Source organism: Roseivirga sp. UBA1976 (assembly GCF_002336325.1).
Classification (GTDB): domain Bacteria; phylum Bacteroidota; class Bacteroidia; order Cytophagales; family Cyclobacteriaceae; genus Roseivirga; species Roseivirga thermotolerans.
The window spans coordinates 1-7,318 of record NZ_DDDQ01000103.1 but is presented as its reverse complement, the minus strand read 5'-3'; the positions used below and the strand labels follow the sequence as shown (position 1 = coordinate 7,318).

The following is a 7,318-nucleotide window of genomic DNA, read 5'->3' as shown; positions in this document are numbered from 1 at the left end:
AGAGCCTAAATGAGATTGCGGATATTTTCCTTTGCGTATGTAAAGTTTTCAGAGGAAAATTCCGCAATGACGTCCTAAGGGGGACATTTTACTACTTCCTTACATCGAACTCAGATTAGATTAATCAACAAATCCTCAAATTATCTAATCAGCATCAAGTCTACATTTTAGAACTTTATTTAACTATATTCGTCTACAAATTAGAACTTGATACTATGAAAGGGACAAATCTTGGTGAATTCGAGGAATTGGCGCTGCTCACAATTTTGGTATTGGGAGACAACGCTTACGGGGTAACTATAAAGCAGGAGATCAACAAACAGGGGGGCAGGCAGATTAGCCGTGGGGCTTTGCACACAGCCCTTAGTCGCCTGGAAGACAAAGGCTTACTAAGCTCTAAACAAGGGGAAGCCAACGAAGCTCGTGGCGGAAGACCCAAGCGGTATTATGAGGTTACCAATAAGGGCAAAGAAGCACTCATAGAAGCAAAAGCAACACGTGACAGGCTGTGGAATCAGATTCCCGATGTTCGATTGGAACTGCAATATGCCTGGTAAAATTTCTCCCCCATCGTTTTACGTTAGGCTCTTCCGATGGCTTTGCAAAGAGCAGCTCTTTGATGAGTTGCAGGGCGATTTGGAAGAAGAGTTTTACTACAACGTGGAACAGTTGGGGAAACGGAAAGCATCGGTTATTTACAAACAAGAGGTTCTTAAAATGATCAGACCCTCTGTACTCAAAAGGCTTAAACTCATCGACAACTCAATTTTTTACGACATGTTTAAAATCAACACCAAACTAGCACTTCGCAACTTGTTGAAAAATAAACTTTACACGGCCATAAACATAGGTGGCCTGGCAGTTAGTATTGCGGTCTGTGGCATTCTATTATTGTATGTAAATAGCGAAACCAATTTTGACAACTATCACCCTGACTACGAACGAACCTACCGGCTTGCCTTAGACAGAATATATCCCGACCATACCTCGCACTATGCCATTACACCTTACTCAATGGCCGAGCAGGCAACCAGAGATTTCCCTGAAATTGAGGATTTTACGCGCATTTTCCCGGCCGGATTTGGCACCAACGTTACCTACAACAACGAAACCTTTCTGGAAAACGACATTATAGCCGGAGAAGCCAATTTTTTAGATTTCTTTGGCATAAAGCTTCTACAGGGCAATCGGCAGAATATCTTTAATACGGCCAACTCAGTGCTTATTTCTGAGCGAATGGCCTTAAAATATTTCGGCACGGAGTCTCCCATTGGTAAAATACTGCAAACGGATATTGGCGACTTAGAGGTTTCCGGTGTGGTAGAAAACACCCCTAAAAACACTCACTTCAAATTCGATTTCCTTGTCAACCTGGAAGGGCTGCCCTTCTTCCAACAACCAAACTACGTTAACTTCTCTGTATACAACTACCTGAAACTGTCGGAAGGAGTAGCACCTGCCACTGTTAACCAAAAAATGAAAGAAGTGGTAGAAAAGTATGCAGCCGGTCAAATTGAAAGAGAGCAACGCATCTCATTTGAAGACTATACAGCCAGCGGCAACGGTTATCGTTACTTTCTGCAACCCATTGAAGACATTCACCTAAAATCTCATTTAGAGGGTGAATTCGAACCCAACGGAAACATCACCTATATCTATATATTCTTTTCCATCGCTGTTTTCATTGTAATACTGGCCGCCATTAACTTCATCAATCTGGCCACCGCCCGTTCTACAGAACGTGCCAAAGAAGTGGGCATTAGAAAAGTGCTGGGCTCTGAGAAAAAACAGCTAGTAAGTCAGTTTATCATAGAATCTGTGGTGGTGAGCATAGTAAGTATGCTCATTGGCATACTACTGATTTACCTGGCACTACCACCTTTCAACACCTATTTGGACAAAGAAATCAGCCTTTTAACCTTTGCCTCTCCATTAAACATAGGGCTGGCTCTGGTTGCCAGCTTTGGTCTTGGCATTCTTGCCGGAACATATCCGGCATTTGTACTCTCTTCTTTTAAACCGGTGGTGGTGCTCAAAGGCAAACTCATTAAGAGTCAGCAAGGATATTGGATACGCAACGGGCTGGTTGTTTTTCAGTTTTTCGTATCCATCGTACTCATTTGTTCAACACTCATTGTTGGCCAGCAAATGCAATACCTGCAAAAAAGAAACCTTGGATTCGACCGTGAAAATGTTCTGGTGTTATCGCGTGCTTTTGGCATCCCCGACCTTACCACCTTTAAAAACGAATTAGAAGCTATACCCGGAGTGAGCAAGGTAGGACTTACCTCAGCCATGCCCGGAACAGGTTTTTACTACGGAGCCTCGTTCAGGCCGGCAGGAACCAACGAATCTATAGCCCTGAATTGTGCGGTGTTCGATGAAGACTATATAGAAACCATGGGCATTAAACTGGCCAAAGGAAGAGGCTTTTCCAAAGACTTTCAGGATACATTGGCGCTTATTCTCAATGAAAGCGCCACCAGAGCACTGGGCATAGAGCACAGCCCTATCGGTCAGCGTATTGTAAACGTTCAAGGGGCCAACAACCCTCAAGGCGACATTACTTATGAAGTAGTTGGGGTAATTAGCGATTATAACTACAAATCGCTCCACACAGAAATAACCCCTATGGCCATCTTTAGCCGCGAAAGCTCTCAAGGTGGAAACATAGGAGCCATAGCCCTAAAAACATCGACTAACCAAGGGGCCACCATTGTAGCCCAGGTAGAAAAACTATGGCAGGAAATAGCCCCCAACCAAACATTCGTTTACAGCTTTCTCGATACCGATCTTTCGGCACTCTATGAAGCGGAACAACGCTCTGGAGATATGTTCATGGTATTTACTGGTATTGCCATATGGATAGCCTGTATTGGCTTATTTGGCCTGGCCACTTTCATGATTGGCAACCGAATTAAGGAAATTGGAGTACGAAAAGTGTTGGGAGCCAGTTCGCAAGTGGTGGTTTGGCTACTGTTGAAAGACTTTAATAAACTCATTGCCATTTCGCTGCTTCTTGCTATTCCTGCATCTGTTTGGGTAATGGGGCAATGGCTCGGAAGTTTTGCCTATCGTATAGAAATGCTCGATACCTGGGTCTCCTTTGTTATTGGTGGAACATTGGCACTTGTGGTGGCCTGGTTAACGGTCAGCTATCATTCTATCAGAGCTGCAGTTGCCAATCCGGTGAAGAATCTGCGTACCGAATAGTTGTTAGAAAACAAGAAAACAGAAATCAGCACGATGTGCCTCACCGATTTCTGTTTTCTGTTCAACCAATTACCTTTTACCTGGTCTATACGTCTCCTCTGCTCTCTTTAGCACATCTTCTTTATAAAAGGCCACATCTTTAAACTTAATATCGGCATAGCGCTGTGCCTGATCATAGAAGTGAGGTGAATTTGGATCGTTGCTTTGGCCTCCGGCCAGAATACTTTTGGCTTTCACCTTATCTCCAAACTCAACCACAGCTACAAAGCTGTTGCCCGAGGAGCCATAAATCTTTCTGGTGTCATACGACCGGGCACCAAAAGAAGCCAACGCCCCCCAGCGGCCGGAAGCCAAGCCAACAGCTATGCTCGGTTGGTCATCGTCATACTCCAGATCTATTTCTCCCGATAATCGCTGAAAGCGATTATACTCTCCCCAAGGGAGTTTCCAGGTTCCAAAATCCTTTTCAATTTCTGCCAGGGCAGTTTCAAATATTTCAATCTTCTTGGAGTCAGAAACTCCGGTGGCCAGGTGCTCAAAACGCTCCATACCATTACCTTCTCTTGGCACCTCACCACCTCGGTAATAGGCATTGCCATAAAACTGAGCAAGGGTCATTGCCACGGACTCTTTGCCGGTAGCAAAATCCCAGTTTTTCAGAATATTATATGCCTCCATGTGCTGCTGCTTCTTAGCGGAGTTGCGTTCCAGAGCAGCTACCAATGCCGGAATCACCTTCTCAAAGGCGGGAATATACGGATCGTAGGCCAGCTCAATAAGACCGTCCAGGGTCACATCTTTGGCTTGGCTAAGCACACGAACGGCATGAATTCCTCTGAAATTCTCCTCATCGGGAGCCATGTAGTATGGATAGTCTTCTTGTTTAGGGCTAAACTCTGCCGCTGCCGTAAACGGAGTAGAATTACAGTTCTGAATCCAGCCATTGCCCGGATTTACTATGGTAATGATCTCATCCAGGCTATGCATTCCTTGCCAGTCTGTTCTTGGATCTGAACCATCAACCGGACGCGAATAATCAAATTGCGGATCGCGCTTTGGAATGAAGTCCCCATGATAGTAGGCTATATTTCCATCTGCATCTGCATATACCGTATTGTTCGATGAATTTCTTCTAATCTTCATCATTTCCCAAAACTCTTCATGGTTGTTTGTCTTGGTTCGGTTGAAAGACTGAATGAGTGCATCCACCGGCTCCCAATTGAGCGCGGTAGCCACCCACTTATCGCCAGACTTGCCGGTAATAGGGCCATGATGGGTACGATAAAGGGGGAAGGTCTTTTCTTTCATTTCGTCTCCATCTTTGTACTTTAAGGTTACTTCAGATGTCCAAACGTCTCTCCACTCATCGCCATATTTGTATTGAAGCTTGCCATTGCGCTCTTCCACCGTTTCTAAAAAATCGTCTTTAAAATCTACGCGGGTAGAAGTATGCATCCAACCATTCTTTTCGTTGAACCCCTGATATATGAAAAACTGCCCCCAGGTAGTGGCCCCATAGGCGTTGAGCCCTTCTTCACTAACCACCTGAGATTCACCTCTAAAATAGAAGCTCGTGTGAGGGTTAATAAGCAACATTGCATTGCCTGAGGCGGTCAGGTTACCTGCCAGGGCAAATCCATTAGAACCCTTTGGCTCTTCGAGAAATCCGGCTGGTTCTTCCCAATCGGCAAAAGCCGTTGCCTCATTTTCGCCATAAAATGAAGCGATACTGCGAGTAGATACGCTTTCGATATCGCCACCTATTGACCCTTCAAAGAAAAACATCGGGAACCATGGTTCGAAGCGGGTGAGCACTTTTGGTTTTACTTCCGGATGAGTATGTAAATAGTAGTTAATACCATCGGCATAGGCCTGGCATAATTCCTTTAGCCAATCGGGTGCGCTTTCGTAGTGAGCTTTGGCTTCATCGATTGTCATGTATAGACGGGCACGCAAATCGCTATATAGGGCTTGCTCACCTTCAACTTCGGCAAGACGACCAATGGCCCAATAGTAATTTCGTTCTACCCTGGGAAAATCATCTTCGCATTGGGCGTATAGCATTCCAAACACCGCATCTGCATCAGACTTACCATAGATGTGTGGAATTCCAAAGTCGTCACGAATAATCTCAACACGGGCAGCCTGCTCTTCCCACCGTTCAACTTCTTCCGAGGTCTTCGGTTCGCAAGCAAAGGCAAGAGCAATAAGCAAAAGAAAAAATAGCTTCTTCATGAATTTAAGGTTTGCCTCAAATTGAATGAAGAATTGCTAAGCTGCAATAGCTATTTTGTGAGTGGACGATTAAGGCTTCTTAAGCAGTTGTTTGGTGAGAGCGATAAGTTGCTCCATATTACTCAAGGCCGACATATTGATTTTATACTTATCGTTCACCACAATAGTGGGAACGCTTGATATTTGACGGTCTACCCATAGGGCTGCCATTTTCTCAGCTCTTTGCACTACCTCCCGGCTGGAATAGCGTCTGTCGAACTCATCGGCCGAAACTCCGCTTTCAATAAAAATCTGTCTAATTTCACTCTCTGTATCGATAGGTTCTTTGCCCAGATGTATAGCCGTGAAAAACTTTTCAGACAACTCCTTTTGCCTTCCTAAATCTCCCATCACAATAAACGCCTTTACAATGCCAAAACTCACCGGCTTATTGTCGCGTGGAATATAATCTACATGAGACTTTTCGAAATTAACACCGCTGGGCAATGCCTTTACCAGTGTATCAATTAAAGGTTCAAACTGAAAGCAATGGCCACAGAAGAGAGAGAAAAACTCGGTAACAACGGGCGATTCTGACTTTTTGTCTGATACAATATCGTAATGTACCCCTTCTTTAAAATCGTTCTGACCCAGAACTGCCAGTGCTACAAAGGCAAAAAGGAGGGATAAAGCTGCTTTTCTCATTTTTCTCTTTTTTGCGAAAGTAAAGTAATTGAGCTACTTAATAAAGACAAAAATGAGCTTTAAGGTGGCCAGAGTAACCTATCAGCCATCCCCTTGTTTACTGGGATCGGCCAAGGAAACGGCTTTGTTTATTCCCTGCTTGCCTTTCTCGTATAAATAGCGCTGCTCCGGATAGTTCCTGTTCAACTTTCTGTATTCTTCGGCACTAAGCCCCACGCGCTCTCCATATATGCGGTAATAAGCGGCAAAAACTTCATCCATTATTTCTATGTATTTGCTATAGCTACTGCCCCTGTCTGTCTTTATAGATACAATGGCCTTACTGGGCCCATCCGATGAGGTTTTACTCTCTAAGTTTTGCCTGATGTATTGTTTCATTGCCGGTGGAAGACTATTGAATACCTCCACATCGCTCATGCCATCGACTACTTTGTTGGTGTTGGGCCTTCCAAAGTTGAGCACAAAGTCGTACACGATATTTCTGAGAGTCGAAATATCTTGCAACTCTTTGTCTTCTACCATAATCCGATCGAGCGAGTTGACCTGAATCTTAAGAATATTGCGCTCATTGATGGGAGTATCGACATGCAATGTCTTCGGTGGTAACACCATAGGCAAACCCTTATCGTTGAGAATTTGCGTGGTAACCAAAAAGAAAATAAGTAAAAGAAAGGCAATATCGGCCATTGAGCCGGCACTCACCTCTTGTCCGGGGCGGTTTCGTTGATATGACATGGCTTTAAAATTAAGTTCATAGTTAATTAACTAATTAATTAGTTTTAAAGCAAACATTGCCTTACACCATACGGCCAGAGGCAAAAACACTTTTAGTCTAGTTGATTATTGGAAAAGGGACGATACTCCAATTCTTACCCCAAACTCGCGAGCCTTCCAACCTTGAAACGACTGAATGAATTCGACCCTAAGCACGCGCAAAAGATTATCTATAGTATAGCCTACCTCCATGTAATTGTCTGACGATGGCGTATGCAGGTAGTTCACAAATAGGTTCTCCTTTACCCCGGTAAGTCTTAATGCCGGAATATGGGTGAATAATAATTTTCTAAAGCGAATGTGTGATAACACAGAAACGTACTCTTCGCGGGTGCTGTGTCGGTAATAGTCTAGCAACCGATATCCCCCGGTCACATCCATCGGAACAAAAAGCATTCGGTTACCTCTAAAG

The 7,318-nt window shown here is 44.2% G+C and carries 6 protein-coding genes; 2 read left to right on the top strand and 4 right to left on the bottom strand.

The window, feature by feature from the left end:
• Nucleotides 1-215 precede the first annotated feature (215 nt).
• Nucleotides 216-557, top strand: coding sequence for a PadR family transcriptional regulator (locus B3763_RS10230; RefSeq protein WP_286746209.1), 342 nt, complete (start codon nt 216-218; stop codon nt 555-557).
• Entirely contained in the window at nt 547-3,213 is a 2,667-nt protein-coding gene (locus B3763_RS10225) for an ABC transporter permease (RefSeq protein ID WP_286746207.1), read from the top strand. The genes B3763_RS10230 and B3763_RS10225 overlap by 11 nt, the downstream gene beginning before the upstream one ends.
• 69 nt (nt 3,214-3,282) lie before the next feature.
• Here the strand turns inward: B3763_RS10225 and B3763_RS10220 are convergent, their stop codons facing one another.
• The 4 genes from B3763_RS10220 to B3763_RS10205 form a co-directional block, all read right to left on the bottom strand.
• A complete protein-coding gene (locus B3763_RS10220) occupies nt 3,283-5,448 on the bottom strand; it encodes an acylase (RefSeq protein WP_286746205.1) in 2,166 nt (721 codons plus the stop codon).
• A gap of 69 nt (nt 5,449-5,517) precedes the next feature.
• The gene (locus B3763_RS10215; protein ID WP_286746203.1) at nt 5,518-6,132 is read right to left on the bottom strand and encodes a thiol:disulfide interchange protein DsbA/DsbL; all 615 of its coding nucleotides are present in this window, start codon (nt 6,130-6,132) and stop codon (nt 5,518-5,520) included.
• A gap of 81 nt (nt 6,133-6,213) precedes the next feature.
• The gene (locus B3763_RS10210) at nt 6,214-6,867 is read right to left on the bottom strand and encodes an ExbD/TolR family protein (RefSeq protein ID WP_286746201.1); all 654 of its coding nucleotides are present in this window, start codon (nt 6,865-6,867) and stop codon (nt 6,214-6,216) included.
• Between the two features lie 105 nt (nt 6,868-6,972).
• A partial coding sequence (locus tag B3763_RS10205) for a DUF5686 family protein (protein ID WP_286746199.1) occupies nt 6,973-7,318 on the bottom strand: 346 nt, incomplete at its 5' end.